This window comes from Mycobacteroides franklinii, from assembly GCF_002013895.1.
GTDB classification, from domain to species: Bacteria; Actinomycetota; Actinomycetes; order Mycobacteriales; family Mycobacteriaceae; genus Mycobacterium; species Mycobacterium franklinii.
Genome location: NZ_MAFQ01000001.1, coordinates 605,148 through 631,519, shown reverse-complemented (window position 1 = coordinate 631,519; position 26,372 = coordinate 605,148). Strand labels below are relative to the sequence as shown.

Genomic DNA, 26,372 nt, shown 5'->3' with positions numbered 1-26,372 from the left:
CTATTGACTCAACACCGGCACGATCTTGGGATCCACCAGATCACGAATCCTGTCCCAGGGCACCGCAATCGGCACAAAATCACCGGCAGCATGTGAGACCGGCACATAGAACCGCACGCCGGTCGGTGCGGGTAGCCACTGCTCGAGTCGTACGTTGACGTTGTCCTGCCGCACCCGTCCGGTCGGGTCCAGACCAGGTAACACCTGCCTCAGCCGCTCTATTGCGGCATATTGATTGGGAAATAGGTCGTCATAGGTGATGGGTTGCGCGGTATCGCTGTTGATCACCGTCGTCGAGACCGACTGGTTGGGGTGGGCGGCACCGCCCGCGTACCAGAGATACACCTGGATACCCGCCACCACATGCGGCCCGATCACGGCGACGCGGGTGGTCTCGGGGCCGGGCCCAAGATCACCGTCATCGATCGACACCGTCAGATCCTTGCTGGGGCCGGGCAGGTTCTCGATCAGATCCCGCAGCGCGGTGCGGATTCCGTCGTTGAATCGGTCGCGCACGGCGTCCACCCCGCCGGACAGCTGCGGTAGATGCACGTCGTAGGAGACCGTCCCCTGCGCACCCTTTTCTGCTGTCAATTCGGGGGTGTACCCAAAAGCGGGTGATGCGGTGGGCGGGGCGGGTTCCGTGGGGGCGGGGTTCACCGGTGAAATCGACGACGCTGTCCCCAAAGGAGACTCGGACGCACCGGTCGTCTGTTCAGCCTGGTCGGCGGCGCGGCCGCAACCACCGGCGAGCACGCAGATCACCACCGCGACAGCGGCGGTACCGCCCCGCACCCTCATGTGGGTGCGTTGGCCGGCTGGAAGGTGCCACTCACGTCTGCCTCCTCTTCGGCGCGAATGACGTGCACGACGGCATTGATCAGTGCCAGGTGGGTGAATGCCTGCGGGAAGTTGCCCAGGTGCCGCCCGGTGCGCGGATCGATCTCCTCGGCGTAGAGCTGCAGTGGGCTGGCGAAAGACAGCAATCGCTCGCACAAATGCCGAGCCCGGCGCACCTCGCCGATCTCTACCAGAGCCGACACCAACCAGAACGAACAGATGGTGAAGGTGCCCTCCTCGCCGGAAAGCCCGTCATCGGTCTCCTCCACCCGATAGCGCAGCACCAGGCCGTCATGAGTCAGCTCATCGGCGATCGCCAGCACCGTCGCCCGGATCCGCGGATCGTCGGACGGCAGGAAACGGTTCAGCACCGCCAGTAGCAGCGAGGCATCCAAAGCCGTTGAACCGTAACGCTGTACCAGTACCCCACGTTCGTCGACGCCGTGCTCGAGGATGTCTTCCTTGATCTCATCGGCGACACCACGCCACTGCTGGGCGTAGCTCTTCTCACCATGCATCTCGGCGAGTTTGGCGCCACGGTCCATCGCCACCCAACACATGATCTTGGACGAGGTGAAATGCTGTGGCTCCCCGCGCACTTCCCAGATGCCACGGTCGGGTTCACGCCAGTGCCGCGCCGCCTCTTCGGCCTGGTTCTTTAGGATCGGCCACAGCGTCGCGGGAATCTGTTCCCGCGACCTGGCGTGCACATACACCGAATCCAGCATGGTGCCCCAGATGTCGTGCTGGATCTGGTCGAAGGCGCCGTTGCCGATTCGGACCGGTCGCGCCCCGTCGTACCCGGACAGATGGGGCAGCTCGCCCTCGGTCAGCGTGCGTTCGCCCCCCACGCCGTACATGACCTGCAGCGGATGCTTCTCGCCATTGTTGGCGCCCGACGCGTCGGCGATAAACGAGAAGAAGTCGTCGGCCTCGCGATCCAGACCAAGGGTGTACAGGCCCCACAGCGCGAAGGTGGAGTCACGGACCCACGAATAGCGATAGTCCCAGTTACGCACTCCACCAGGGGTTTCCGGTAGCGACGTGGTGGACGCCGCCAACAGCGCTCCAGTCGGCGAATAGGCCAGACCCTTGAGAACCAGCGCGCTGCTCTGCAGATACGAACGCCACGGATGATCGGGAAATTCGCCGATGTTGATCCATTGCCGCCAGGCCTCGGCGGTCTTCCACATCTTGTCGGCTGCTTCCGCATACGTCTGCGGGACAGGGTGTTTCGACCAGCTCAGCGCGACGAACGCGTTATCACCTTCGGTGAGCCGGGTGCGGGCACGCGCTTCCCGGCCCTCCAACCCCAACCGGAGATTCGTGGTGAGCTTCAGCGTCGGATTCGCGTCGGGGTTCTTGGTGGCCCGACATATCGCCTCGCCGTATCCATCGCCGGAGTACTCCCAGGTGGCGCCCTCGCGGTGATAGTCGAAAGCGGGCTCGCAGTTCATGAGCACCTCGACCGTCCCGCTGACACAGCGCACGGTACGCAACAGGATGTGTTCGGCATCCCAATCGGTCGGGGTGCGCTTATGGGTCTTCGAACGGGAATCGACGTCATGCCAGGGCCCCAGTACCAGTGCGTCACGCACGGTGAGCCATCCGGTCTTGGTCTGCCAGGTGGTTTCCACCATCAAGCTGCCCGGCAGGTAGCGGCGCGCGGCCGGCACGTTGTGCCCGTACGGCCCTATCCGGAAATGGCCCGCCCCGCGATCCAGGATTGCCCCGAAGATGCTCGGTGAGTCCGGCCGCGGAACGCACATCCACTCCACCGACCCATTGGAGGCGATCAGGCAGGTGTTCTCCCAATCCGAGAGGAATGCGTAGTCGGCAATCGGCGGAAACGGACCGCGCCGCTGAACGGGAGACTGACTGGAGAGCAGTCCTTCTAGCGACAGCTCGGGATCAAGAGACGACACCATCTGACCATCGTAGGTGCGATCTGGCTACGCGCCCGGCTCATTTAGCGCCGGCGGAGTAGGTAGATGCCGAGGCCACCGAAGAGCAGCAAGTTGAACACCAAGAGCGACGCAAGGACACCGGTGGACCCTCCGCTACGCGGACCCGCCAGGTAGATGATCAGGTCGATGCCGACCAACAGGCAGGCGGCAACGAGCACGGTCCAGATCAGGGTGGCTGGTTTCATATGCGTACCTATCCTCGAGCCGCGGCCAGTTCGGCGCCCAATGTGGCCATCAATTCAGCCACCGGCAGCGCGCGGGCGCGGTGGTGTTCGGTGCCCGCCCACAGTGACATCACATCCGGGTCGCCACTTGCCCGCAGCTCCTTGGTCGCCGAGTTCAGCGCCGGAAAACTCACCGGGGCAACCGATTCCATATCGCGCTGGAATGCGTTGGAGATACTGCGGGCCGGCCGGCCGGAGAAGACCCGGGTCACCACCGTGTCGGCCGGTTTCAGCAGGGCGTCCTTGTAAATCTGTTTAGCGCCCGACTCGTGGGTCACCACCAGCGCGGTCCCCAACTGCGCGGCCGTGGCTCCCGCCGCGAGCACCCGAGCGATATCGGCGCCATCCATGATCCCGCCGGCGGCGACGATTGGTAACGCGGTCACCGCCCGAACGCTCGCGATCAGTTCCAGTAGCGGCTCCTCGGGTGCGCCCGCGTCGAAACTGCTGCGATGTCCACCGGCCTCCGGGCCCTGGACAACAAGCGCGTCGGCGCCGATTCCCTCGGCGATCGTGGCCTCGGTGGCGCTGGTCACGGTGATCCACACCTCGGATCCGGCGTCGCGCAGCCGGTGCGCGTCCGCCGCGGTGGGCACGCCAAAGGTGAAGGACACCACCGGTACCGGATTGGCGACCAGGTACTCGATCTTGTCGGCATAGGCGTCGTCGTGCCAGACCGGGTCACCGGGAGCGACCTCGAGTTTGTCGGCCCAGATCTTCAACTTGTCCAGGTACTGGCCGAGGTCGGCCCCCTGATCCGGAGTGGGCACGAACACGTTGAAACCGAAGGGCAGCTCGCCCATGGCCTCGCGGTCCTGCTGCAGTTGGGCGACGGTGCGGTACCCGGCGGGCATGAGGCCGAATCCACCCGCCGCACTCACGCCGCGTGCCACCGCCGGGACGGTGATGCCACCGGCCATCGGGGCACCAACCACTGGAAGACGAAGCCCGGCAAGCACGGTACTCATACATCTGAGCGTATCGGCGCGATGAGTTTCGGCACTCGGGCGGGTCGGTATCGGTATGAGCACACCGACCGCTTACCCCGATGTCGCAAGCCGCGAAGAATGGCTGGCGGCGCGCAAGAAACTACTGGCCCGTGAACGGGAGGTCACGCATCTACGCGATGCCGTCAACGCCGAACGACGACGGCTGCCGATGGTGAAGATCGAGAAGGACTACCGGTTCGAGGGGCCCCGCGGCCAGGTTCGGCTCCTTGACCTGTTCGAGGGGCGGCACACCCTGTACATCCACCACTTCATGTGGCTGGACGACGTCAACCGCGGCTGTCCCAGCTGCACCGGCGCCGCCGATATGACGTTCACCGAGCAGGACATCGCACTGTTGCACGGCAAGGGCGTCACCTTCGCCTGCGTCTCCCGTGCGCCGTATGCGAGCATCGCGCGCTACCGCGACGAGCATGGCTGGACGTTCCCCTGGTACTCCACCGACGACGGCGATTTCAGCTACGACTTCCACGTCACGCTCGACCGCGCGCGGGTTCCGATCGAATACAACTACAAGTCCCTGGAGGAGTTGCACGCCGATGGGTTCACCGACGCGGACCTGCGCGGGGACTGGCCCGGTGCCAGCGTCTTCTTGCGCCGGGAAGACGAGGTTTTTCATACCTATTCGGCCTTCGCGCGCGGCCTGGACCACTCCGCGGTCGGTTACCCGTTCCTGGATCTCACACCGTACGGACGTCAAGAGCCATGGGAAGACTCACCTGCCGGATGGCCACAGGGCGGAGCCGTCGTCGGCATGCCGAGTCAGGAGTGCAAGCACTGAGCCCGAGTGTGCCGATACGGTCGAAATTCACCGAAATATCGACACTATTCGCACGCTCGACGAGGTTGGGTCAGCCGCCGCCCGAACCTCCGCCAGGACTACTTCTTCGGTTTGTCGGCCGCCGACTCGGTGGACAGCGCCGCCACGAAGGCCTCCTGCGGTACCTCGACCCGCCCGATGGTCTTCATGCGCTTCTTGCCCTCCTTCTGCTTTTCCAGCAGCTTGCGCTTACGGGTGATGTCACCGCCGTAGCACTTGGAGAGCACGTCCTTGCGGATGGCCCGAATGTTCTCGCGCGCAATGATTCTCGACCCGACGGCAGCCTGCACCGGCACCTCGAACTGCTGACGCGGGATCAGCTCCTTGAGCTTCACGGTCATCTTGTTGCCGTAGGCGCTGGCTCCGTCTTTGTGGACGATGGCACTGAACGCGTCGACCGCCTCACCCTGCAGCAGGATGTCGACCTTGACCAGGTCGGCCTCCTGCTCGCCGGCCTCCTCATAGTCCAGGCTGGCGTAGCCGCGCGTACGCGACTTCAGCGAGTCGAAGAAGTCGAAGATGATCTCGCCCAACGGCATTGTGTAGCGCAGCTCGACCCGCTCCGGCGACAGATAGTCCATGCCGCCGAGCTCGCCGCGGCGCGACTGGCACAGCTCCATGATGGAACCGATGAACTCGCTCGGCGCGATGACGGTCGTCTTGACCACCGGCTCGTATACCGAGCGGATCTTGCCCTCGGGCCAGATCGACGGGTTGGTCACCATCATTCCTGGATCACCGGGCGCCATTCCTTCAGTAATCACCCGATACACCACATTGGGTGCGGTCGAGATCAGGTCGAGGTTGAACTCGCGTTCCAGGCGCTCCCGGGTGATCTCCATGTGCAGCAATCCCAGGAAGCCGCAACGGAATCCGAAGCCCAGGGCCACCGAGGTCTCCGGCTCGTAGGTGAGCGCGGCGTCGTTGAGCTGCAGCTTGTCCAGCGCCTCACGCAGGTTCGGGTAATCGGAGCCGTCCACCGGGTACAGCCCGGAGTAGACCATCGGCCTGGGCTCGCGATAGCCGGTGAGCGGCTCGGTCGCACCCTTGCGCGCGGAGGTGACGGTGTCACCCACCTTCGACTGGCGCACATCCTTCACACCGGTGATCAGATAGCCCACCTCGCCGACCCCAAGGCCCACAGAGGGTTTGGGATCCGGCGAGACGATGCCCACCTCAAGCAGTTCATGGGTGGCACCTGTCGACATCATCGCGATCTTCTCGCGCGGCGTGATCTTGCCGTCAACCACACGGACGTAGGTGACAACGCCGCGGTAGATGTCGTATACCGAGTCGAAGATCATCGCCCGCGCCGGGGCATCCGGATCACCTTGCGGGGCGGGAATCAACCGCACCACCTCGTCGAGCAGGGCCTCGACGCCCTCACCGGTCTTGCCGGACACCCGCAGCACGTCGGACGGCTCGCAGCCGATGATGTGCGCGATCTCTTGCGCGTAACGGTCGGGATCGGCCGCGGGCAAATCGATCTTGTTGAGGACCGGGATGATCGTCAGGTCCTTGTCGAGCGCCAGATAAAGGTTGGCCAGCGTCTGCGCCTCGATGCCCTGCGCGGCGTCGACCAGCAGCACCGCGCCCTCGCATGCCTCCAGGGCACGCGACACCTCGTAGGTGAAGTCGACATGCCCGGGAGTGTCGATCAGATGCAGGACGTATTCGGCGGAATCGGCGTCCGTGCTGATCTTCCAGGGCAGCCGCACGTTCTGCGCCTTGATGGTGATGCCGCGCTCGCGTTCGATATCCATCCGGTCCAGGTACTGGGCGCGCATCGACCGCGCGTCGACCACACCGGTCAGTTGCAGCATCCGGTCGGCCAGCGTCGACTTCCCGTGGTCGATATGGGCGATGATGCAGAAGTTACGGATACGCGCCGGGTCCGTGAACGTCGTGTCGGCAAAACTTGGCACCGCACCATGCTCCCATGCCGACGGACGTGCTCCTGACACACACGTCGTCGGGGACTACCGGTCAGTATGCTCGCACCATGGCGTCACAGTGGCAGACGCTCGGGCGGAGGCTCGGGAAGCTCGCGGTGGACACTCTCGAACAAGTCGTCTTCCGCGAAGGCCCGAAGGTGCTGCGGCAACTGCAGGGGTCGGAATTGGTCCAGCGCGGACTCCAGCGCGGGCTAGAGGCGATCGGCGTCGTCGAGCCGGAGCAACAGACCGCCATTCCGGGCCGCCCGGTGACCAACCGCAGCGTGCCAACGGCCCATCGGGCCCGTCGCATCGAATACACCCCTGACCTGGATGGCCGCGCCGATCCCGGAGAGATCGTGTGGACCTGGGTGGTCTATGAGGACGACCCCTCACAGGGCAAGGATCGTCCCGTGCTGGTGGTGGGACGGGACGGCACGTTACTGCTGGGCTTGATGCTCTCGAGCCAGGAACGCCATGACAGCGACCCGGATTGGGTGGCGCTGGGCAGCGGGAGCTGGGATTACGACGGACGCCCCAGCTGGGTACGGCTCGATCGGGTACTGGACGTCCCCGAAGCGGGGATTCGGCGCGAGGGCGCGATTCTGGACGTGGAACGTTTCAACGTCGTCGCCGCACGTTTGCGCGCGCACTTCTCCTGGAGCTGACCCAGCTGGGCCAGCGCACCTCAGTGTTCTACGGAGTTGCGCACCGGCAGCGGCGTGAACATGGCCTGATCAACGAACTGGGCGGTGTATTCGGCCAGTTCCTCGCGCTCCAGACGCAGCCGTCCGTCGAGCCACGCCAACACGGTGCCGGCGACCCCGGCGGCCAGCGCTTCGGCCTGAACCGCGGTGTAGTTCGGATCGGCATCCGGATCGAACTCGGCGCGTGCCGCACCCAGCATCAATGCCATGTAGTGCGTCAATCGCATACGACGGCGAGTAAGCCGCTGGCTGCCCATCGCCTCGGTGGCGATCACACGGGCGCGACGGGGATCGGCGGTCAGTGCGGTCACCGCACCCACGACGCCTGCGTGCACCTGTGAGCGTGAGTCCTTCTCGGCAGCGGCCATCGCCGAGCCTGCCGTGGCGATGCTGTCTTCGATGATCCAGTCGAAAACCGCGACCAACAGCTCGTCGAGGCCATCGAAGCACTCGTAGAAGTAACGGGTGTTCAGTCCGGCGGTCTTACAGATCTCCCGAACCGTTGTCGCTGCCCAGCCCGAGCTGGCCATCACCTCGAGCCCCGCCTCAAGGAGGCGTCGCCGCCGCTCCGCGCGGCGCTCGTCTGCCGTTCGTCCGCCGTATAGCCCGGTAGCTTGTTTGGTCACCATGGTCTACGCATTATTACTCTTCTTGCCAGACACCTGTGCAATAACTGGCTTTTCTGCGGTGTTTAGGCGAGTCGTGTTACTTCGACCACAACGTCCAGATCGGTCGAGCCACCCCCCGAATAGATGCCCTTGAGAGGACTAACGTCCGAATAGTCTCGCCCGACGCCCACGGTGACGTACTGCTCGTTGATTTCGCTGTCATTGGTGGGGTCGTAGTCCCACCAACCTCCGGCCCAGCCCTGGATCCAGGCATGGCTTTGACCATCCACGGTTTCACCCACCGCCGCGTCTGGCTTGGGGTGCAGGTAACCCGATACGTAGCGGGCCGGGATGCCCATGCTGCGCAGCAGCACCAGGGTCAGATGTGCGTAGTCCTGGCACACGCCCTTCCTCTCCCGCAGCGCATCCAGCGCCGAGGAGTGCACGCCCGTGGTTCCGGGCACGTAATCAAGCTCGGCGTGAACCCATTTTGATGCCGCGATGATGGCCTCGGCGGGGGTGGCGTCCTTGGCGATCCTCTTGCCGACCGCTTGCACCTTCTTGCTGTGCGGAACGTACGCGGAGGGCGACAGATATTCGTCGAATCGGTCGATCACCGCCGTGGTGTGCACCTCGTCCCAGTCCACCTCTTCCTCGGGTTTCTCGGCGGCATCGGTCTCCACCACCGACAGCCCCGTCACCTCCAGCTCGGTATGCGGAGCGTGCAGATCGAACGTCGTGACGGCGGTGCCCCAATAGTCGACGTACCGATACGAGCGCGTGGCCGGGACGGTCTCCACGCGATTGAGAATGACGTTCTGCCGACCGTCACTGCGCGGCGTCAACCGAGCCTCGTTGTAGGAGGCGGTCACCGGTGTCTTGTACGCATACCCGGTGGCATGCACGATTCGCAGGCGCCACATGTCAGATCTCGCCTTCCTCGATGGGCTCCAGATCGTGCGCACCACCGGCATCGGACCACGCCACCCATGGCGCGGCGTGGAAGTACTGCAGTGCCACCGCCTCGCCCAACTCGCGGCACGTCTGCTGCAGCCCGGCCAGCCGGGTAGGCAGATCCTCCAGCAGCACACCGGGTCTCATGAACTCCAACTCGCTGCGGGCGCGCCCCAGGAGCCGCTGCGCCTCCGCGCGCGCACCAACGCGGCTGTGCGGCCGGTGATCCAGCTCGTCAAGACTCAACTCGGCCTGACGCAGCGAATGGAACACCGATCGGGGAAACAGCCGGTCCAACAACATGAACTCGACCACGCGATTCGCGTCCAGCACCCCGCGGTAGGTACGCAGATAGGTGTCGTGAGCCCCCGCGCTACGCAGCAGAGTCACCCACGCGGGAGAGGACACGCGGTCGCCGACGCGCGACAGCAGGAGCCGCACCGTCATATCCACCCGTTCGATGGACCGGCCCAGCACCAGGAAGCGGTAGCCGTCATCGCGGCTCAGGGTGGAGTCGGCGAGCCCCGCGAACTGGGCGGCACGCCCCTCCACATAGGTGAAGAACTCGTGCGGGCCAAGCCGGCGAGCCGCACGTTCGCGGTCCGGCAGGGCGTTGTACGTCGTGTTGAGACATTCCCACATCTCGGTCGAGGTGACTTCGCGTGCGCCACGGGCATTTTCCCGGGCTGCCGAGATGGAGTCGACGATCGATCCGCCCTGCACTCCCCTACTGAACGCGACGAGCTCGGTCACCGACCACACGTCGAGCACAATGTCCGGCGCATCGATGCCCAGCACTCGCAGCAGCACTCGAGAGGCATGGTCGGGGTCCACGCTGGCATCCTCGAGCAACTGATGCACCGTCACATCGAGGATGCGCGCGGTGTCATCGGCCCGCTCCACATAACGGCCAATCCAGTACAGCGACTCAGCATTTCGGGCCAACATCAGCGCACCCTCCCTTGCTGCTGTTGCTGTTGCTGCAGGTGGTGCTGCTGCAGGCCCGCGGTGGCAGCCTCGGGACCCTGCTCAACCTCCGTGGCCTCCGGGAGTTCGGGTACCGGCTCGGCGCCCGCGAGCTCTCGCTCGGCCACCGATGCCCGCGAGGCCAGCACCCAGGTGTCCTTGGATCCGCCACCCTGGCTCGAATTCACCACCAGCGAGCCCTCGGGCAGCGCCACCCGGGTGAGCCCACCGGGCAGCACCCACACGTCGTCGCCGTCATTGACCGCGAAGGGGCGCAGATCCACGTGCCGGGGCACCAACTGGTCCCCGATCTTCGTGGGCACTGTGGACAACTGCACCACCGGCTGGGCCACCCAGCCGCGCGGATCGGCCCTGATCTTCTTGGCGATCACGGCGCGTTCCTTCTCGGAAGCGTCGGGCCCGAAAACGATCCCGTAGCCGCCGGATCCTTCGACGGGCTTGATGACGAGGTGCTCGAGGCGGTCCAGGACCTCCTCGCGTTCGTCGTCGAGCCAACATCGGAACGTATCCACGTTCGCCACAATGGGTTTCTCGCCCAGGTAGTACTCGATGATGGTCGGCACATAGGTGTAGACGAGTTTGTCGTCGCCCACGCCGTTGCCGACAGCGCTGGAGATCACCACGTTCCCCGCGCGTGCGGCATTGAGCAGGCCCGCGACTCCGAGCACCGAATCGGGGCGGAACTGCATGGGATCCAGGTAGGTGTCGTCGATGCGGCGGTAGATCACGTCGACCTGACGCTCGCCCTCGGTAGTGCGCATGTAGACCTGATTGTCACGGCAGAACAGATCGCGCCCCTCGACAAGTTCGACACCCATCTGGCGTGCCAGCAGCGAGTGTTCGAAGTACGCCGAATTCGCAACACCCGGCGTGAGAACCACCACGGTGGGGTCGGCCTCGTTGGTGGCCGCCGACATGCGCAATGCCCGCAACAGATGCGAGGAGTAGTCATCCACCGCCCGCACCCGATGGGTGGCGAACAGGTCCGGGAAGACGCGCGCCATGGTGCGACGGTTCTCCATCACATAGGACACCCCGGACGGCGACCGCAAATTGTCCTCCAGCACCCGGAAGGTGCCTTGGGCGTCGCGAACCAGGTCGATGCCCGCGACGTGGATTCGTACGCCGTTCGGCGGGTTGATCCCGGCGGCCTCACGATGGAAATGCTCACAGGAGGTGACCAGCCGGCGCGGGATCACGCCATCGCGCAGGATCTCCTGATCGCCGTAGATGTCGGCCAGGTACATCTCCAGTGCCCGCACCCGCTGGGCGATGCCTCGCTCCAGCCGCGACCATTCCGCGGCGGCGATGACGCGCGGCACCAGATCCAAGGGAAATGGGCGTTCCTGACCCGACAGCGAGAACGTGATGCCCTGATCGACGAAGGCCCTCCCCAGCGCATCCGCCCGCGCGGCCAAGTCGGCGGCATCAGTGGGCGCGAGCTCGGCGTAGATGCCCTTATAGGGCCCGCGGACGTTCCCCTCGGCGTCGAACATTTCATCGAAGGCCTTGGAGTAGGCCCCCTTCTCGGACACCAGCTCGCGGTATCCACCGAATATCTGGTCGTCACGCCGGGTTAGCCGTGGCGTCGACGCCGCGCGTGCCGGCCGCCCCGAGTTCGGCATCACTGTTCGCAGGCTCACCTTGCCTATGCTGCACTAACTCAGCGGATTCGGCAGTGCGTGCGCGGTATCTTCGATACTTGCTGGCCACCTGGACGCCACCTCGCGTTGTGCGCTCAGCCGCCGGTTTCAGGTTTTGAGCGCTCCCCTGGTAGTCTCTTCCCTTGCGGCGCTGCTCAGTCGCCCCGGATCCAATGATCTGGAGGCCTGCCGCCCCACCAGACGATTTACCGAAGGATTTAAACGCGTGGCCAATATCAAGTCGCAGGAAAAGCGCATCCGCACCAACGAGCGTGCCCGGTTGCGCAACCAGGCGACCAAGTCGTCCCTGCGCACCGCCATCCGCGGCCTGCGCGAGGCGATCGCCGAGGGCGACAAGACGAAGGCGGGCGAGCTGCTCGTTTCGGCCAGCCGCAAGCTGGACAAGGCCGTCACCAAGGGCGTCATCCACAAGAACCAGGCCGCCAACAAGAAGTCGGCGCTCGCCCTGGCTCTGAACAAGCTCTGACCCGAGTTTTCGATCGACGCCGGGTGCCCACAAAAGGGCACTCGGCGTTTTTCGCGTCTTGAGGCCCGTTCGATACGTCAGGTAGTGACGAGTTCCGCAACCTTGCGCACCGCCGACTCCAACGCGTAATCGGCATCGGCCGCCGCGCCTTTCACATCGGCGTTGAGGGCGGCCACCACCCGCATCGCCTCCGCCACCGCGTCACGTGTCCACCGGCGCGCCTGCTTCTGCGCCTTCTCGATGCGCCATGGCGGCATGCCGAGCTCGGAGGCCGCGGAGTAAGCGTTCTGCTTGATGGGGCCCACCCGCGCGATGGTGTGGACTGCTTCGGCGAGCGCATCGGCCAACAACACATGCGGGACACCCCGTTGCATCGCCCAGCGCAGCGCCTCCGTCGAGCCGGCGATGTCGCCCACCACGGCCTTGTCGGCGATGTCGAATCCGGATACCTCGGCACGGCCGGAGTGATAGCGGCGCACCGCGGCCTCGTCGACATTGCCGTCGGTGTCCGATACCAACTGCGAACAAGCAGCCGCCAATTCGCGAATATCGGAGCCGACGGCATCGACCACGATGGCCACCACGTCGGCATCCACCTTCTGCCCCAGACGGCGAAATTCCTTGTGCACAAAATCGGCCCGTTCGGCGGCCTTGGTGATTCGTGCGCAGTTGTGCACCGTGGCACCCAGGTTCTGCAGTGTGGTCGCCAGCGCTTTTGCGCGGCCGCCGCCCGAATGTTGAACGAGCAGAAAGGTCCCCGGCGGCAGATCGGCGGCCGCCTGCTCGATGAGGGCAACGGAATCTTTGCCTGCCTCGGCGGCCGCCTCGACGACGATGACTCTTTCGTCGGAGAACAACGAGGGACTCAGCAGCTCGGCCAGCTCCGCCACGTCGACCTGTCCCGCGCGCAGACGATTGACGGGGATGTCCGCATTCGCCTTGCCACGGACCGCGTGCAGCACCGAGGTCACCGCACGCTCGACCAGTAGTTCTTCGTCTCCCAGGATGAGGTGCAGCGCATCGGTCACCCGTTGATCGTCCCACGGCGTGACGACAACTCCCCCGACTGGCCGCTCGACCTTACCGATACATAAATCTAAGGATTTTCTAAGAAAATAAGAGAACGGTAAGGGTAGGGTCCATCGGGACGAAAGGATCAGCGATGACACCTGAAAAGCGGGAACGCAGAGATCACGCGGTTGTCCTCGGCGCAGGCATGGCTGGACTGCTCGCCGCGCGAGTGCTCTCCGAGACGTACGAATCGGTCACGGTGGTCGAGCGCGACGAGTTGAGAGCCGCCGCCGACCCGCGCGGTGGCGTGCCCCAAGGACAGCACATCCACATGTTCATGAGCTCCGGCACGCAGGCGTTGGACCAGTTGTTCCCCGGAATCCGCGACGAACTCCGGTCTGACGGCGCCACGGTGTGCGACGAGGGCGACCTGTCACGCATCAGGATGCTGATCGGATCGCGTGAGATGTTCAACCGGTCAGGGACGTTCAGCGATCCGGAAACTTTCAAGCTCTATCTTGCGACCCGGCCTTTCTTGGAACTGCATGTACGCCAACGCGTTCAGCGCCTGGGCAACGTGAAGTTCCTGGATGGGCATGACGTCATTGAGCCCATGACCGAGGGCCAGCGCGTCACCGGCGTGCGGGTGGCACGGCGCTCCACCGGCCTGGTGACAACGCTGATCTCGGACGTGGTGATCGATGCGACCGGACGTACCCCGCGGACCCAGACCTTCCTGGACCGACTTGGTTACGCCCGTCCGGCCGAAGTCCGCATGGCATCACCGGTGACCTATGCGAGCCAACTGCTACACATTGCCGACGACGCCGACCTGGACAAGCTCACTTTCTTCAACCCGGCACCCGGGCTCCCGTATGGCGGAGCCATCGCCCGCTGCGAAAACGGCACCGTCATGATGACGCTGGGCACATTCAACCTGGATGAACCTCCCGCCACCTTCGACGAAATGATCTCTTTCGCAGAACAATTCGTACCCGACGAGCTCCTGGACACCATCCGCGCGGCGGTGCCGATTGGCGATGTGCGCATCTTCCGGTATCGCGAGGCGGTGTGGCGCCGCTATGACCAGATGGAGCAGTTCCCGGACGGCCTACTGGTGATAGGTGACGCGATCTGCAGCCTGGACCCCATCAAGGGCCAGGGAATGACGATGGCGGTGTTCGAAGCGGTCGCTCTCAGGAACTGCCTCTTCGAGGGCGACGCCGGGCTGGCCCACCGGTACTTCCATGCCGTCGGACGTCGCATCAACGCGGTATGGCAGCAGAACACGCTATCGGCCCCACTGTTCACCGAGATGCCTGCCAACGCATCGTTCTCACATCGGATGTTGTGGAAGCTGATGGCATGGTGGTCGGACAAGATGATGATGGCGGCGCGCAACGACATTCGGATTACCGAGACAATCCTGCGCGTCAACAATCTGCACGACTCCCCTTCGTTGATGCGTCGGCCCGCTTTCTCGTTGCGAGTACTGCGATACTGCTGGCGGCGACACGAGACACCCGCTGTGCCGGCACCTCGGCGCCACCTTGCCCTCTCCGGGACCTAGTCCGGCCGTTCTGCTAGCTCACCAGTCGCGCCGAAATTGCCAGCGCGAGCACGCACAGTGCCCCGGACCAGGCCAGCCCGCGGAACCACCGTCGGCGCCACAACCACACCGAAACACCAAGCACCGCAGCCACAACGACGAAACCAACCGCACCCGACGGCACCGGAATCGCGGTAGATCCGCCGGCGGACGCGTAATCGGCGACTCTGAGCAGCCACCACAGTTCCGGGCCGCAGAACCTCACCAGCAGACCCGCGGCCGGCGGGGAGATGACGGTGAGTGCCGCGGCCGCAGTTCCGAGAATGGTGATGGGGGCGATGACCAGCCCTGCGATCAGATTGGCGGCGACGGAGGAGACACTGAAACTGCCCGAGATGGCAGCAATCAGCGGCGCCGTCACCACCTGCGCGGCGACAGCGATGCACAACGCGTCGGCCAGCGGTTTGGGCCAGCCCCGCGCCGTCAGGCGCACAGACCAGCGTGGTGCCAACACCACCAGCGCCGCCGTCGCGACCACCGACAACGCGAAACCGATGTCGACGGCAAGACCAGGCGACACCGCAAGAAGCACCAAAACCGTTGCAGCCAAGGCAGGTATGGCTTGGCGGCGCCGCGCCGTCAATAAGCCAAGCAGCCCGATCGCACCCATCACCGCGGCGCGCAACACACTCGGTGACGGCCGTACCAGGACAACGAAGCCCATCAGCACCAGTCCTGCCAACACCACCGAGGCCCGCAGCCCGATCAGCCGTCCCAACAGCAGCACCGCCCCGCACACAATGGACACGTTGGCTCCGGAGACGGCCATCAGATGAGTGAGCCCCGACGTCCGAAATGCCGCGACGGTTCCCGCATCCAGTGCGCTGGTGTCCCCGAGAACCAGCGCCGGCAACAGCGCGGCTTCATCGGGTGGCAGGGCGGCTCGCGCAACGTCGACAAATCGATCGCGAATACCATTGGCCGCACCATGAATCGGTGAGTGATCATTTACCGTGGGTTCCCCCACCGCGGTAAGAGTCGCCACCGTCAGGTCACGCCGGATGGGGCGCGCAACCGCCGCTCGCACCCGCACCGTGTCACCCACCGCCACCGTGCCCAGCAGCGAGGAAGACCCGAAGACCACCACCGAGCCGGTCAGCGCCTGCACCGGATCACCCACCCCGACAAGGTCGGCGCGCATCATCGCCCGGCCACCCGCAATACTCTTCGGATCATCGGTCACCCGCAGCTGTGCCGCGACGACCTGCCCCATCCTGGAACGCAGGGGATGGCTCTGCACCCCGTGATATCGCATCGCGGCCGCCACGGAGAAGCCGATGCCTGCGACGAGAACGGCGAGCATCACGGCAACGACGGCCTTGTCCAACCGGTCACGACACAGCCGTAAACCAACCGCTCCGACGACTAGCGCCGCGGCCATGAAATAGCCCATGGGCCAGAGAATTCCGATAGCCGTCGCGGCCCAGCCGACGAGCGCGGGTGGCACCAGTCGTAGATCCAGCAGAGGCTCACCGGCCTCTTCCGACTTCACAGCACGACGAGGGTACGCAGCTTGTCCAGCCGCGACGGGCCGATCCCATCTACCTCCGCCAGCTGGTCGATGCTGGTGAACTTGCCATGTTCGGATCGCCACCGCACGATCGAGGCCGCCATAACCGGCCCCACGCCGGGGAGCGCATCGAGCTCGGATACCGTTGCCGTGTTCAGGTTTACCCGTCCCGGTGCGGGCCCCGTGGGGTTCGCGCTCCCGGTCGGCACCTGTCCGGCGGCGACAATCGAACTCGCCATCCCCACGGGTTGCCCGGGCATCGGTGACAGACCGACCACGATCTGGTCGCCATCGACAACCGGCCTGGCCATGTTCAACGTGATCACATCGGCGCCGTCCACCGCTCCCCCAGCCGCCGTCACCGCGTCAGCGACCCGCGCACCGGCGGTCAGGGTGACCAAGCCGGGGCGTTTGACCAAGCCGACCACACTGACCACCAATGAACTCGGTGGCGACACCGAGCTCGACGATACCGGTTGCACCGGAGGAAGATTCGCGCTGACAGGAGCTGGCGGCTGACGCATCACGGTGAAGACGGTGACCAGCACCGCCAACACACCAATCGCACCCAACGCGAGAACACCGGCACGGCCCGGGTCGGTCCGGACGGACTCCAGCCAGCCGCGGGTGCCACTCGGTGTCAGAGAATCCGGAAGCCAACGCAGTGCCGACTCGGATTCGAGTCCAGGCGCCGTCCCTACGACGTCGTCGTCATCGCCATCAAGTTCACGTCCGGCCGATGCCAGACGCCGGCGCAACAGCTCCGAATCCATGTCTCGACGCTAGAAAGCGGCACAGCGACGGGCCAGCGGTAGATCGGCAATTGTGGATCAATACGGAATTGTGGACAAACCTCGATCAGTCCACCGGTTCAGCGCATACCCCGACGGCGCCCGGACCCACATGCACCGCAAGCACCGGCCCCATCTCCGAAATCACCGGATCATGGGCGGTCACCAGCCGCGAGCACACCAGCTCGTTCACCTTCTCGGCGGTTTCGGTGTTGTCGACGTGGTGGATCGTCACGGAGACCCGGCGCTCACCCACGAACTCGACGATGTTGTCGACCATCGCGCCGATCGCCTTGGTGGCAGTACGCACACGCTGAGCCAAGACCAGCTTGCCGTCCTCGTCGATCTGCAGCACGGGCTTGAGCGCCAGCGCAGTGCCGAGCCAGGATGAGGTGGCACTGATACGTCCGCTGCGCCGCAGATGGTCCAGCTTGTGCACCACCATCACACACCGGCTGCGCCCCACCGCATCCCGCGCGGCCTGGTACGCCGCACTCAGATCGGCACCGGCGGCCGCGGCCCGTGCCGCGGCCAGGGCGACGAAACCACTACCCATCGCGGCCGATCGTGAATCAACGACGTGCACCTGCTCGCCGTATTCACGGGCCGCCTGCTCGGCGGCCTCAAATGTGCTCGACAGTCTTCCCGACAGATGGACCGCGACGACTCCGTCGCCGCCGCTGTCGATGAGAGCCTGCCGGTACACCGCAGTCAGCTCGGCCGGCGACGCACCGGCGGTGGTGGCACGTCCCTTCTCGTACACCGAGGCGGGGATGGGATCCACCCCGTCACGCAAGTCCTGATCACCGGTCAGTACATGCAAGGGCACCAGCCGGATACCCAGCATCTGGGCGTCTTGCGGCTGCAGCCGCGCCCCCGAATCCGTCACCACGACAACCGGCATGGGTCACCGAACCCCGAGCTCGGGCAGCGCAGTCTGCAGTGCGTTGATCATCAATTCGGCAACGCGTTCGTGTGCGACAAAGTTCCAGTGGATCCCGTCCGGATTTCCCCGGCCCGAGAATATCTCCTCGCCGACAGCTTCCTTCAGATCCACCACGGGCATCTTGTGCTCGGATGCCCAGCTTTGGATGGCCGACGCGGTGGCTTCTCTGCCGGAGTGCACCCGACCGTACGACTCCGCGATGTGCACCGATGGCAATGAAGCGATCATGGGCAGCCCAGGACGGTTGAAATCAAGTGCACCACGGGTCTTTTCGAGGTATTCCACAGTGAGCTTGGGCGGCAGCGCAACCCGCGCAATGGGCGACAGTCTCGGCTGCAACCAGCCATATCCGTCACGGACCCAGCTCCGCAATCTCGGGGGTCGAATCAACCGAATGGACTCGCGCAGCGCGGTCGGCAGCGGCGACGGCAGTGAATCCATCCCACTGGTCGCGAAGATCACCGCTCCCGCGCGGGGTACCGCGGCCCAGGCGCGTGGATCCTGGATGGCCGCCCACCACACGTCGCGGCACGTCCAACCGATCCGTGCGATCAGTTCCACATCCCAACCGAGATGCTGCCCAACGATATTGGGCCAAATCCTCGGGTCATCCGCGGGCAGGCCGCCGGTGGGACCGTAGTAGGACAGCGAGTCCGCGAAGATCAGGAGCTTCTTGCGCCCTGCGTCTTCGTCAGAGGACGTCATTGGTCACCTGCGCCGAGGCGTTCCACACGTCCAGGCGCCAGCGGATGTCGTCGAAGCCCGCGCCATCGGCCGAATGTCCGCCCAGCTGAACCCAGCTCGCATTGCCCATCCCGCCCAGCACCGGCCAATTGCCCACATCCAACCGCAGCAAGGCGGCGGTGAGCGCGGCAATCAAACCGCCATGCGCCACCAGCACCACCGGGTGATCGCGCTCGTCAGTTCCCCACTCCGGTACCGCAGCAACGAGTTCGGCGACGACAGGCACGCTGCGATTGGCCACGTCGATGCGGCTTTCTCCCCCGTGCGGTGCCAGCGTCGCGTCGTCACGCCATTCGGCGCGGGCGCCCGGGGCGATGGCGTCGACCTCATGGTGAGTCAGGCCCTGCCAGTCGCCCAGATGTGTTTCCCGCAGCCGCTCATCGACCGATACCTCGACGTGACAGCGGTCCGCCAGCGCCGTCGCGGTGTCATACGCGCGCTGCAGATCCGAGGACACAATGGCCAGCGGCAGTCGCTTGGCCAACACCTCGGCAGCCGCCACCGCCTGGGCGCGGCCCAGATCAGACAGTCCGGTGTCGAGCTGTCCTTGCATCCGGCTGTCGGCATTGAAGGTCGTCTGCCCATGCCGCAGCAGCACCAACCGCCGGATCATGCGCCTTCCTCCGTGTCGGCGGGCGTCTCGGTGGAGTACTCGGCCGGCAACGCGTCCAGGTCAACCGGGATGACCGGGCAATCACGCCAAAGCCGTTCCAGCGCATAGTAATTACGTTCATCCTCATGCTGTACGTGTACCACGACGTCCACGTAATCGAGCAGTGTCCAGCGTCCCTCGCGGCCACCTTCACGGCGCACCGGCTTCTGACCGGCCCGACGCAGAACCTCCTCGACCTGATCGACGATCGCATTGACCTGGCGCTCATTGGCCGCCGAGGCAATCACGAAACAGTCGGTGATGACCAACTGCTCGGAGACGTCGATGACGACGACATCGGTGGCAAGCTTGGACGCGGCGGCCTGGGCGGCCAACGTGGCCAGCTCGACGGCGTCTGGGGCGGCGGTCATGCGGCGTCTCCTCGATTTCGGCTGTAGAGCTGGTGCTTGGCGACGTACTGCACCACCCCATCGGGTACCAGGTACCAGATGGGCCGCGATTGGCCCGCCCGTATCCGGCAGTCGGTCGACGAGATGGCGAGCGCCGGCACCTCGACAAGTGTGAGCCCGTCCGGCGGCAGCTCGGCATGGGCGATGTGATCGGAACTCAGTTCGTAACCGGGCCGGCTGACACCGATGAACTTGGCCAAGGTGAACAGCTGCTCCCAGTTCTCCCACGACAGGATCGATGCGAGCGCGTCCGCGCCGGTGATGAAGTACAGGTCCGCATCGGGATGCGCGTCCCGCAGGTCGATAAGGGTGTCGACGGTGTAGGTCGCGCCGCCGCGGTCGATATCGGCCCGGCTGACGGTGAACCGCGGATTCGATGCGGTGGCGATGACCGTCATCAGATACCGATGTTCGGCGGGACTGACCTTGCGCCCCTGCTTCTGCCACGGCTGACCCGTCGGCACGAAGATGACCTCATCGAGCTCAAATCGATCGGCGACCTCACTAGCGGCAACCAAGTGGCCGTTGTGGATGGGATCGAACGTCCCACCCATCACTCCAAGTCGTCGGCGCTGCGATGAGCCGCTTGCGCGAGGAGCCTCCGGGACAGATTGCACGAATTGCCAGCTTACTGGAGTGATAGGCCACGCTAAACCGGTAGCAGGTTGTCGATCACCGCGGCCAGCTGCTTGGCCGAGCGGCATTCATGCATGGTGATGGCGTCCTGGTACCGCGTGGCCGCCGAATCCCCGGTTCCCCAGTGATTCTTGGGCTCGGGGTTGAGCCAGTGGGCGTGGCGGCTGGACGACACCATGGAGGACAGCACCTCGACGGCAGGATTGCGGTAGTTGGTGCGTCCGTCACCGAGGATCAGCAGCGCGCTACGGGGAGACAGCACCGTCGGGAACTTCTCGACAAACGTCTTGAACGCGTGCCCGTAGTCGCTGTGCCCATCGCCGGTGAACACCTCCGCCTCCCGGGTGATCCGCACGATCGCCTCGGCCAGGTCGGTATCGGGAGTAAACAGGTGGGTCACCTCGTCGGTAGTGTCGATGAAAGCGAACACGCGCACCCGGGAGAACTGCTGACGCAGCGCGTTGACCAGCAACAGCGTGAAATGCGAGAAGCCCGCCACCGATCCCGAGACATCACAGAGCACCACCAGCTCGGGACGTGCGGGCCGGGGCTTCTTCTGCACGACGTCGATCGGCACGCCGCCGGTGGACATGGACTTGCGCAGCGTGCGACGCAGATCGATCTGGCCGGTGTGGGCACGTCGGCGCCGGGCCGCAAGGCGGCTGGCCAGCATCCGCGCCAACGGGTGCACCACCCGCCGCATGTTGCGCAACTGCTCCCCCGAGGCGCGCAGGAATTCCACGTTCTCGGCCAACTGCGGCACCCCGTACGCGGTGACGCGTTCTCGCCCCAGCTGTTCCGCGGTGCGGCGTTTGGTCTCCGCCTCAACGAGCTGGCGCACCTTCGAGACACGTTCTTTGGCAATCGCTTTCGCTACCGCCTGATCGGTCGGCGATGCCGGGGCGTCTGAGTCCCCGTCGCCGAGCAGACCCGCCAGCAGTTTGGCCTCGATCTGATCCAGGGACAGCGATTTCATGGCCTGATACGCCGAATAGGAGGTGCCCCGGGTGGAGTTGTACTTGCCGTAGGCCTCCACGATCTGCGCGATCAACGAATTCAGCGGCTTGTCTCCGGCATCGGAGGACAGCAGGTCCACCAACTCATCGCGCACCTGCTCGATGTCCTGAATGTCCAGAGGTGTCGATTCCGGATCCACCTCGACGAAGCGCGCCCCGAGCGCGGGCGGGAACCACAGGTCAAACAGCACATCGAAGGTGAGACGATGATCGGCACGGCGCAATACTGCGCAGGCCAAGCCCTCCCGAAGTTCGGTGCGGCTCTGCAGTCCCAGCACGGTCATCACCCGGCCGGCGTCCACGGTCTCCGACGGGCCCACCGAAATACCTTGTTCGCGTAGTGCTTCCACGAAGCCCACCAGATGGCCCGGCAGACCGTGCGGTGCCAGGGGCAGCACCGCCTTCGGAGGCTTACGCGGGGGCATTAGTGCCGTCTCTTCTTCGCGGGAGCGCTCATCAGTTCAGCCTCAGCTCTCCGGCGGCACGCTGTTGATCGGAGTGATGTTTGAGGATCACGCCAAGGGTCGACGCGATGACCGCGTCATCGAGGGTGTCCAGCCCGAGCGCCAAAATGGTGCGACCCCAATCGATGGTCTCGGCCACCGAGGGCACCTTCTTGAGCTGCATGTTGCGCAGCACACCGATGATCCGCACCAGTTCCTCGGCCAGCGCCGCGGGAAGCTCGGGAACCCGCTTGAGCAGGATGCGCCGCTCCAGCTCCGCATCGGGAAAGTCGATGTGCAGGAACAGGCAGCGCCGCTTGAGCGCCTCGGACAACTCGCGGGTGGCATTGGAGGTCAACAGCACGAAGGGCTTTCGGCTGGCCGCGATGGTTCCCAGTTCGGGGATGGTGACCGCGAAATCGCTGAGCACCTCCAGCAGCAGGCCCTCGATCTCGATATCGGCCTTGTCGGTCTCGTCGATGAGGAGCACGGTGGGGTCCTCGCGGCGGATCGCCGTCAGCAGCGGCCGCGACAGCAGGAATTCCTCGGCGAAGACATCGGTCTTGGTCTCATCCCAGTCACCCGATCCGGCCTGGATACGCAGGATCTGCTTGGCGTGATTCCACTCGTAGAGAGCGCGGGCCTCGTCGACACCCTCATAGCACTGCAGACGCACCAGACCCGCACCGGTGGTTTGCGCTACCGCCCTGGCCAATTCGGTCTTGCCGACTCCCGCCGGGCCCTCCACAAGAAGTGGCTTGCCCAGTCGGTCGGCCAGGAATACCGCCGTCGCCGTGGCGGTGTCCGCCAGGTATCCGGTCTCGGCCAAGCGTGTGGTGACGTCATCGATGCTCGTGAACATCGGCGAGGTCTGCGTTCGAGACTGCGATGAGCCGCTCGGGCGAAGAGAATCAGACACGGTGCTCCAGGTGTTAGGTGGGACGGATCTGACCGTCGCCGAGGACGATCCACTTGGTGGTGGTCAGTTCGGGCAGGCCCATCGGGCCACGCGCGTGCAGCTTCTGGGTCGAGATGCCGATCTCGGCGCCGAATCCGAATTGCTCGCCATCGGTGAACGCCGTGGAGGCGTTGACCATCACGGCGGCACTATCCACCCGATCGGTGAATTCCTGGGCCGCACCGAGATTCGCGGTGACGATAGCGTCGGTGTGCCCGCTGGAGTAACGCTCGATGTGGCGGATGGCGGCATCGAGATCGTCGACGACAGCTGCCGCGATGTCCAGGGAAAGGTATTCGGTGCCGAAATCCGCATCGGTCACCGGAACCACACCCGGCACGGCAAGATCGGCGTGCACGGTGACACCGGCGGCCTGCAGTGCGCCGACGAGCCGCGGCACCGCGACGTCCGCAATGGCCCGGTCGATCAACAGAGTCTCGGCGGCGTTGCACACGCTGGGGCGACGAGTCTTGGAGTTCAACACAATCCGCTCGGCCAGAGCGAGATCGGCGTCGGCGTGCACGTACACGTGGCAGTTGCCCACGCCGGTTTCGATGGTAGGCACCTGCGCATCGCGCACCACCGCGTCGATGAGGCCGGCCCCGCCGCGCGGGATCACGACGTCAACCAGTCCACGTGCCTGAATGAGATGGGTGACGGTCACCCGGTCCCGGCTGTCGAGCAGCTGGACAGTATCGGCGGGCAGGGCGCTGGCGACCAACGACTCGCGCAGCACCCGCACGAGTTCGGTATTGGAGGTTGCGGCCGAGGAGCTGCCGCGCAGCAGCACCGCGTTGCCCGACTTGAGGGTCAACCCGAATGCATCGACCGTGACGTTCGGTCGTCCTTCGTACACCATGCCGACCACCCCGAGGGGCACCCTGATCTGGCGCAACCGCAGTCCGTTGGGGCGGGTGGAGCCGCGCAGGATCTCGCCGATCGGGTCCGCTAGACCCGCGACCTGGCGCAGACCGTCGGCAATACCGGCCACTCGGCGTGCATCGAGGGCCAGGCGGTCGAGCATGGCCTCGTCAATACCGGCGTCCCGTGCGCGCTGCAGGTCATCGGCATTGGCCGCGATGATCGAATCGGTGGCTGCGACGACGGCATCAGCCGCCGCGAGGAGCGCGGAGTTCTTCGCATCGGCCGTCAGCCGAGCCAGATCACGGGCCGCCACACGCGCCCGCCGGGCGGCATCATGAACGCTTGCGCGCAGGTCCTCGGCGTCGCTCGAGAGGCCACCCGCGGACCGCCCAGATCCGTAGGCCAACTCGTTGGTTGAAACGCTCATCGTGTCAGGGTATCCGGGTGGCCGAAATGTAGCTGCGCCAGGACTAACCTAGGCGGGTGACTGAGTTAGCCACGGTATGCGTCCTCGGTAGCGTCAACATGGATCTGACGTTGCGGGTGGAGGAGCTGCCTGCCCCTGGAGCGACAGTGCTGGCGACATCGGCCCTGCCCGCTCCGGGAGGCAAGGGCGCCAATCAGGCCGTGGCGGCGGCGCGGGCGGGCGCTTCGGTGCAGTTCATCGGCGCGGTGGGCTCCGACGGCGCCGCACCGATGCTGCGATCTCACCTGGCGGACAACAATATTGGTCTGGATGGGCTCGTCGAGGTCGACGGACCCAGCGGAATGGCCACCATCACGGTGGAGGATTCCGGCGAGAACTGCATCGTGGTGGCCCCGGGCGCCAACAGTGATTTCACGCTGGACGAGAAGCTGCACAAGGACATCATCTGCTCGCACGATGTGCTGCTGTGCCAGTTGGAAATCCCCGTCGAGGTGGCGCTGACGGCGGCCCGCTGGGCCGCCGAAGCCGGAAAGCAGTTCGTGCTCAACGCATCCCCGGTACCCGAGCGTTCGCCCGACCTGGCAGAGCTGGCCTTTCGTGCCAGCGTGGTCGTCGTCAACCAGACCGAGGCCGCATCCTGGTTGTACCCGTCACGGCATCTGGTCACCACGCTGGGCGACGAGGGATCGCGCTATCGCAGCCCGCAGGGTGAGCTCACGGTGCCGTCGTATCCGGTGCGACCGCTCGACACCACCGGCGCCGGTGATGTTTTCGCGGGTGTGCTGGCGGCCTGGTGGCCGCTCGGAGCGGAGACGGCCTTGCGGCACGCGAATGTGGCAGGCGCGCTGGCCACCCTGCGCTCAGGGGCCGGAAACTGCGCCCCGTCCGCTGCCCGGATCGAGCTGTCGCTCAAGGGGTCCTGAGTCAGCGGACGGTGATCACCGGATTGCAGTAACGCCAGGCGTCGCGCTCGTAGGTCAGATACCAATCAGAGGTGGTGGTCTTGGGCGAGTCGTTGCCCCACACCGACGATGTGGTCACCGTGACCGTCGCGTTCTTGGCCTCGATGACATTGACCTTGTCGATGTTGGTGACCGTCAGATGCGCGTTCTCCCGCACCACATCAACCGATGCCTGCCGAAAGGCAGCGGCGTCCTTGCGCTTGGCGGCATCGAGTAGCTGGTCCAGTGTTTCCTGGGTGAGTTTGGGGAACTTGGCGTACAGATCCGAGGGCTTGACGAAGTCGTCCCAGGTGGGAATCCGCGACTCGTTGTTCGCCATCTCCCGGTCGCGGTACTTATCGCACGTCAAGTCGCCGATCTTGTTGGTGTCGACGTCGTTGTACGCCTTTTCCCAGGCCCGCACGTGTTCTGTCACCGCGTCCCGGTTGGGTGCCGCGTGCACCACAGGTGCACCGAGCGCAGCCAGCGCGGCCACAGCCACGCCGACGGCCAGCATTGGCTTGACGGTTCCCTCCCCTGATTGGCGGTACTTCACACCACGTTATCGCCGCGGAACGCGGCATCCGTTACGGTCGGTCAGCTACCCGAGCCCGGCGGATTGCAATCGAGCCACTTGCCGTTTTCCTTGATGAACTTGACGGTCTGCTGCTCACGTTTGGCCGGCTTGTCCCCGGTGGTGGTGGTCACCGTCAATTCCGCGGTGGCCTGATCGCCCTTGATCTCGATGTCCTGGACTTCGGCCTTCACGACGATCAGCGACTTCAGCAGATTGCGCATGGCCGTCTGATACGCCTGGTCATCCTGATTGACGAGGCTGTCCACGACGGCGCTGACGACGTCGGGCGGCACCGTGGGGAACTTCTGCGACAACAATCCCCGCAGTGCGTCGCCCGCACCGGGCGCAGTGGCGATCTCGGGCGGGACGATCTCGTTCATCGCGGGAATGGGCGGTCCGCTCTGGGCGGTGGCGTCCCGGTACTTGGCACACTTGGTCTCGGCCAGCTTGGCGAAGTCGAAATTCGCGGCATAGGTGTTTTGCTGCTGGACCAAGTCGTTGATCTGTTTCTCGTCGTGCACAGTGGCCAGCGCCTCGGCGTTGGGCTGACCGTCACCGTCGACAGTTCGCGTGCAACCCACACCGCCCAGCAACAGGGCCCCCACCAGCGCCGCTCCGGCCCATCTCCGGCAAACCATGACTACCCTCGCTCGTATCGA

Annotated in this window: 27 protein-coding genes; 5 read left to right on the top strand and 22 right to left on the bottom strand. The window is 65.1% G+C overall.

Annotated features, from left to right (window positions below):
• The 4 genes from B4393_RS03280 to B4393_RS03265 are packed head-to-tail and all read right to left on the bottom strand — an operon-like array spanning position 1 to position 3,999.
• On the bottom strand, positions 1-801 hold the full coding sequence (locus B4393_RS03280) for a hypothetical protein (RefSeq protein WP_078332878.1): 801 nt from the start codon (positions 799-801) through the stop codon (positions 1-3).
• On the bottom strand, positions 798-2,768 hold the full coding sequence (locus B4393_RS03275; protein ID WP_078332877.1) for a glycoside hydrolase family 15 protein: 1,971 nt from the start codon (positions 2,766-2,768) through the stop codon (positions 798-800). Before B4393_RS03275 ends, B4393_RS03280 begins: the two co-directional genes overlap by 4 nt.
• A 41-nt stretch (positions 2,769-2,809) precedes the next feature.
• Positions 2,810-2,992 carry a hypothetical protein gene (locus tag B4393_RS03270; RefSeq protein ID WP_078332876.1) on the bottom strand — a complete coding sequence of 61 codons (183 nt, stop codon included), beginning with the start codon at positions 2,990-2,992 and terminating at the stop codon, positions 2,810-2,812.
• An 8-nt stretch (positions 2,993-3,000) separates the two neighbouring features.
• Positions 3,001-3,999, bottom strand: coding sequence for an NAD(P)H-dependent flavin oxidoreductase (locus tag B4393_RS03265; RefSeq protein ID WP_078332875.1), 999 nt, complete (start codon positions 3,997-3,999; stop codon positions 3,001-3,003).
• A 55-nt stretch (positions 4,000-4,054) separates the two neighbouring features.
• Between B4393_RS03265 and B4393_RS03260 the strand changes: the two genes are divergently transcribed.
• A complete protein-coding gene (locus tag B4393_RS03260; RefSeq protein WP_078332874.1) occupies positions 4,055-4,819 on the top strand; it encodes a DUF899 domain-containing protein in 765 nt (254 codons plus the stop codon).
• Between the two features lie 98 nt (positions 4,820-4,917).
• On the opposite strand, the gene lepA is transcribed toward B4393_RS03260, so the two are convergent.
• Positions 4,918-6,783, bottom strand: coding sequence for a translation elongation factor 4 (lepA, locus tag B4393_RS03255; protein ID WP_078332873.1), 1,866 nt, complete (start codon positions 6,781-6,783; stop codon positions 4,918-4,920).
• Between the two features lie 77 nt (positions 6,784-6,860).
• On the opposite strand from lepA, the gene B4393_RS03250 reads away from it, so the two are divergent.
• A complete protein-coding gene (locus tag B4393_RS03250) occupies positions 6,861-7,460 on the top strand; it encodes a type II toxin-antitoxin system PemK/MazF family toxin (RefSeq protein WP_078332872.1) in 600 nt (199 codons plus the stop codon).
• Positions 7,461-7,480: 20 nt separating this feature from the next.
• Here B4393_RS03250 and gplR1 read toward each other — a convergent pair whose 3' ends face one another.
• The 4 genes from gplR1 to B4393_RS03230 form a co-directional block, all read right to left on the bottom strand.
• Positions 7,481-8,128 carry a TetR/AcrR family transcriptional regulator GplR1 gene (gplR1, locus tag B4393_RS03245; RefSeq protein ID WP_057964958.1) on the bottom strand — a complete coding sequence of 216 codons (648 nt, stop codon included), beginning with the start codon at positions 8,126-8,128 and terminating at the stop codon, positions 7,481-7,483.
• 62 nt (positions 8,129-8,190) lie between these two features.
• Positions 8,191-9,030 carry a transglutaminase family protein gene (locus tag B4393_RS03240; protein ID WP_078332871.1) on the bottom strand — a complete coding sequence of 280 codons (840 nt, stop codon included), beginning with the start codon at positions 9,028-9,030 and terminating at the stop codon, positions 8,191-8,193.
• A gap of 1 nt (position 9,031) precedes the next feature.
• Complete coding sequence (locus B4393_RS03235) at positions 9,032-10,009, bottom strand: alpha-E domain-containing protein (RefSeq protein ID WP_070935495.1); 978 nt, start codon at positions 10,007-10,009, stop codon at positions 9,032-9,034.
• Entirely contained in the window at positions 10,009-11,673 is a 1,665-nt protein-coding gene (locus tag B4393_RS03230; RefSeq protein ID WP_078332870.1) for a circularly permuted type 2 ATP-grasp protein, read from the bottom strand. Before B4393_RS03230 ends, B4393_RS03235 begins: the two co-directional genes overlap by 1 nt.
• 244 nt (positions 11,674-11,917) lie before the next feature.
• Here B4393_RS03230 and rpsT point away from each other — a divergent pair, with 244 nt between their 5' ends.
• Complete coding sequence (gene rpsT, locus B4393_RS03225) at positions 11,918-12,178, top strand: 30S ribosomal protein S20 (protein ID WP_078332869.1); 261 nt, start codon at positions 11,918-11,920, stop codon at positions 12,176-12,178.
• A gap of 77 nt (positions 12,179-12,255) precedes the next feature.
• On the opposite strand, the gene holA is transcribed toward rpsT, so the two are convergent.
• A complete protein-coding gene (gene holA, locus B4393_RS03220) occupies positions 12,256-13,206 on the bottom strand; it encodes a DNA polymerase III subunit delta (protein WP_078332868.1) in 951 nt (316 codons plus the stop codon).
• 134 nt (positions 13,207-13,340) lie between these two features.
• On the opposite strand from holA, the gene B4393_RS03215 reads away from it, so the two are divergent.
• A complete protein-coding gene (locus B4393_RS03215; RefSeq protein WP_078332867.1) occupies positions 13,341-14,759 on the top strand; it encodes an FAD-dependent oxidoreductase in 1,419 nt (472 codons plus the stop codon).
• A 13-nt stretch (positions 14,760-14,772) separates the two neighbouring features.
• Here the strand turns inward: B4393_RS03215 and B4393_RS03210 are convergent, their stop codons facing one another.
• The 10 genes from B4393_RS03210 to B4393_RS03165 form a co-directional block, all read right to left on the bottom strand.
• Positions 14,773-16,263, bottom strand: coding sequence for a ComEC/Rec2 family competence protein (locus tag B4393_RS03210; RefSeq protein WP_413816126.1), 1,491 nt, complete (start codon positions 16,261-16,263; stop codon positions 14,773-14,775).
• Positions 16,264-16,286: 23 nt separating this feature from the next.
• A complete protein-coding gene (locus B4393_RS03205) occupies positions 16,287-17,081 on the bottom strand; it encodes a ComEA family DNA-binding protein (protein WP_078332865.1) in 795 nt (264 codons plus the stop codon).
• 85 nt (positions 17,082-17,166) lie between these two features.
• Complete coding sequence (locus tag B4393_RS03200; RefSeq protein WP_078332864.1) at positions 17,167-18,003, bottom strand: DegV family protein; 837 nt, start codon at positions 18,001-18,003, stop codon at positions 17,167-17,169.
• A gap of 3 nt (positions 18,004-18,006) precedes the next feature.
• Entirely contained in the window at positions 18,007-18,750 is a 744-nt protein-coding gene (gene octT / locus B4393_RS03195; protein WP_078332863.1) for a diglucosylglycerate octanoyltransferase, read from the bottom strand.
• Positions 18,737-19,402 carry a glucosyl-3-phosphoglycerate phosphatase gene (gene gpgP, locus B4393_RS03190; RefSeq protein ID WP_078332862.1) on the bottom strand — a complete coding sequence of 222 codons (666 nt, stop codon included), beginning with the start codon at positions 19,400-19,402 and terminating at the stop codon, positions 18,737-18,739. Before gpgP ends, octT begins: the two co-directional genes overlap by 14 nt.
• Positions 19,399-19,812: a ribosome silencing factor gene (rsfS, locus tag B4393_RS03185; protein WP_078332861.1), complete on the bottom strand. Its 414-nt coding sequence runs from the start codon at positions 19,810-19,812 to the stop codon at positions 19,399-19,401. Before rsfS ends, gpgP begins: the two co-directional genes overlap by 4 nt.
• Positions 19,809-20,468 carry a nicotinate-nucleotide adenylyltransferase gene (nadD, locus tag B4393_RS03180; RefSeq protein ID WP_078332860.1) on the bottom strand — a complete coding sequence of 220 codons (660 nt, stop codon included), beginning with the start codon at positions 20,466-20,468 and terminating at the stop codon, positions 19,809-19,811. The genes rsfS and nadD overlap by 4 nt, the downstream gene beginning before the upstream one ends.
• Positions 20,469-20,500: 32 nt before the next feature.
• Positions 20,501-21,928 carry a vWA domain-containing protein gene (locus tag B4393_RS03175; RefSeq protein ID WP_078332859.1) on the bottom strand — a complete coding sequence of 476 codons (1,428 nt, stop codon included), beginning with the start codon at positions 21,926-21,928 and terminating at the stop codon, positions 20,501-20,503.
• A 31-nt stretch (positions 21,929-21,959) separates the two neighbouring features.
• Positions 21,960-22,808 (bottom strand): AAA family ATPase, encoded by an 849-nt coding sequence (locus tag B4393_RS03170; protein ID WP_070935523.1) that lies wholly within the window; start codon positions 22,806-22,808, stop codon positions 21,960-21,962.
• Between the two features lie 70 nt (positions 22,809-22,878).
• Positions 22,879-24,195 carry a glutamate-5-semialdehyde dehydrogenase gene (locus B4393_RS03165; RefSeq protein WP_078332858.1) on the bottom strand — a complete coding sequence of 439 codons (1,317 nt, stop codon included), beginning with the start codon at positions 24,193-24,195 and terminating at the stop codon, positions 22,879-22,881.
• Between the two features lie 56 nt (positions 24,196-24,251).
• On the opposite strand from B4393_RS03165, the gene B4393_RS03160 reads away from it, so the two are divergent.
• On the top strand, positions 24,252-25,118 hold the full coding sequence (locus tag B4393_RS03160; protein WP_078278446.1) for a ribokinase: 867 nt from the start codon (positions 24,252-24,254) through the stop codon (positions 25,116-25,118).
• 1 nt (position 25,119) lies between these two features.
• Here B4393_RS03160 and B4393_RS03155 read toward each other — a convergent pair whose 3' ends face one another.
• A complete protein-coding gene (locus B4393_RS03155) occupies positions 25,120-25,653 on the bottom strand; it encodes a hypothetical protein (protein ID WP_078332857.1) in 534 nt (177 codons plus the stop codon).
• 80 nt (positions 25,654-25,733) lie between these two features.
• The gene (locus B4393_RS03150; protein WP_070935529.1) at positions 25,734-26,351 is read right to left on the bottom strand and encodes a hypothetical protein; all 618 of its coding nucleotides are present in this window, start codon (positions 26,349-26,351) and stop codon (positions 25,734-25,736) included.
• Between the last annotated feature and the right edge of the window lie 21 nt (positions 26,352-26,372).

Bases quoted from the DNA above. Each gene is read 5' to 3' on its own strand.
- gpgP (WP_078332862.1), bottom strand. From the start codon at position 19,402: ATGATCCGGCGGTTGGTGCTGCTGCGGCATGGGCAGACGACCTTCAAT.
- B4393_RS03205 (WP_078332865.1), bottom strand. From the start codon at position 17,081: ATGGATTCGGAGCTGTTGCGCCGGCGTCTGGCATCGGCCGGACGTGAA.
- B4393_RS03275 (WP_078332877.1), bottom strand. From the start codon at position 2,768: ATGGTGTCGTCTCTTGATCCCGAGCTGTCGCTAGAAGGACTGCTCTCC.
- B4393_RS03150 (WP_070935529.1), bottom strand. From the start codon at position 26,351: ATGGTTTGCCGGAGATGGGCCGGAGCGGCGCTGGTGGGGGCCCTGTTG.
- B4393_RS03230 (WP_078332870.1), bottom strand. From the start codon at position 11,673: ATGCCGAACTCGGGGCGGCCGGCACGCGCGGCGTCGACGCCACGGCTA.
- B4393_RS03240 (WP_078332871.1), bottom strand. From the start codon at position 9,030: ATGTGGCGCCTGCGAATCGTGCATGCCACCGGGTATGCGTACAAGACA.
- B4393_RS03280 (WP_078332878.1), bottom strand. From the start codon at position 801: ATGAGGGTGCGGGGCGGTACCGCCGCTGTCGCGGTGGTGATCTGCGTG.
- B4393_RS03155 (WP_078332857.1), bottom strand. From the start codon at position 25,653: ATGCTGGCCGTCGGCGTGGCTGTGGCCGCGCTGGCTGCGCTCGGTGCA.
- rsfS (WP_078332861.1), bottom strand. From the start codon at position 19,812: ATGACCGCCGCCCCAGACGCCGTCGAGCTGGCCACGTTGGCCGCCCAG.
- B4393_RS03200 (WP_078332864.1), bottom strand. From the start codon at position 18,003: ATGCCGGTTGTCGTGGTGACGGATTCGGGGGCGCGGCTGCAGCCGCAA.
- B4393_RS03265 (WP_078332875.1), bottom strand. From the start codon at position 3,999: ATGAGTACCGTGCTTGCCGGGCTTCGTCTTCCAGTGGTTGGTGCCCCG.
- octT (WP_078332863.1), bottom strand. From the start codon at position 18,750: ATGACGTCCTCTGACGAAGACGCAGGGCGCAAGAAGCTCCTGATCTTC.
- B4393_RS03270 (WP_078332876.1), bottom strand. From the start codon at position 2,992: ATGAAACCAGCCACCCTGATCTGGACCGTGCTCGTTGCCGCCTGCCTG.
- B4393_RS03175 (WP_078332859.1), bottom strand. From the start codon at position 21,928: ATGCCCCCGCGTAAGCCTCCGAAGGCGGTGCTGCCCCTGGCACCGCAC.
- B4393_RS03215 (WP_078332867.1), top strand. From the start codon at position 13,341: ATGACACCTGAAAAGCGGGAACGCAGAGATCACGCGGTTGTCCTCGGC.
- B4393_RS03235 (WP_070935495.1), bottom strand. From the start codon at position 10,009: ATGTTGGCCCGAAATGCTGAGTCGCTGTACTGGATTGGCCGTTATGTG.
- B4393_RS03170 (WP_070935523.1), bottom strand. From the start codon at position 22,808: ATGTTCACGAGCATCGATGACGTCACCACACGCTTGGCCGAGACCGGA.
- gplR1 (WP_057964958.1), bottom strand. From the start codon at position 8,128: ATGGTGACCAAACAAGCTACCGGGCTATACGGCGGACGAACGGCAGAC.
- B4393_RS03250 (WP_078332872.1), top strand. From the start codon at position 6,861: ATGGCGTCACAGTGGCAGACGCTCGGGCGGAGGCTCGGGAAGCTCGCG.
- B4393_RS03260 (WP_078332874.1), top strand. From the start codon at position 4,055: ATGAGCACACCGACCGCTTACCCCGATGTCGCAAGCCGCGAAGAATGG.
- B4393_RS03165 (WP_078332858.1), bottom strand. From the start codon at position 24,195: ATGAGCGTTTCAACCAACGAGTTGGCCTACGGATCTGGGCGGTCCGCG.